Genomic DNA, 704 nt, shown 5'->3' with positions numbered 1-704 from the left:
CGTTATAACCGTAACCAACTGGCGGAGCTTATCGAACAGATTAACGCTTCCGGCTACGGGCTAACGCTGGGCGTACATACCCGTATTGATGAAACCATTGCGCAAGTCACCGGTTCCGCCCATGTCGGCAACCTGTACGTTAACCGTAATATGGTGGGCGCGGTCGTCGGCGTCCAGCCGTTTGGCGGCGAAGGCCTGTCCGGCACCGGGCCAAAAGCGGGAGGGCCGCTCTATCTCTACCGCCTGCTGGCACACCGCCCGCCCAATGCGCTCAATACGACGCTGACTCGTCAGGATGCGCGTTACCCGGTGGATGCGCAGCTTAAAACCACGCTACTCGCGCCGTTGACCGCTCTGACGCAATGGGCGGCGGATCGCCCGGCGCTACAGACGCTCTGCCGACAATTCGCCGATCTGGCGCAGGCCGGCACGCAGCGCCTGCTACCGGGGCCGACCGGCGAGCGTAATACCTGGACGCTGTTGCCGCGTGAACGGGTGTTATGCCTGGCTGATGATGAACAGGACGCGTTGACGCAGCTTGCCGCCGTTCTCGCCGTCGGCAGTCAGGCGCTATGGTCAGACGACGCCTTCCACCGCGATCTGGCGAAACGTCTCCCCGCCGCCGTCGCGGCGCGTGTCCAGTTTGCGAAAGCGGAAACGCTGATGGCGCAGCCGTTTGACGCGGTGATTTTCCACGGCGACTC

General features: G+C 63.4%; 1 protein-coding gene. It reads left to right on the top strand.

The genetic code is table 11. The features are described from left to right. A partial coding sequence (locus K0335_RS22140; protein WP_219394158.1) for an aldehyde dehydrogenase family protein occupies positions 1-704 on the top strand: 704 nt, incomplete at both ends.

The organism is Escherichia sp. GZ89 (genome assembly GCF_019366485.1).
Taxonomy (GTDB): domain Bacteria; phylum Pseudomonadota; class Gammaproteobacteria; order Enterobacterales; family Enterobacteriaceae; genus Escherichia; species Escherichia fergusonii.
This window is presented reverse-complemented; position numbering and strand designations above follow the sequence as displayed.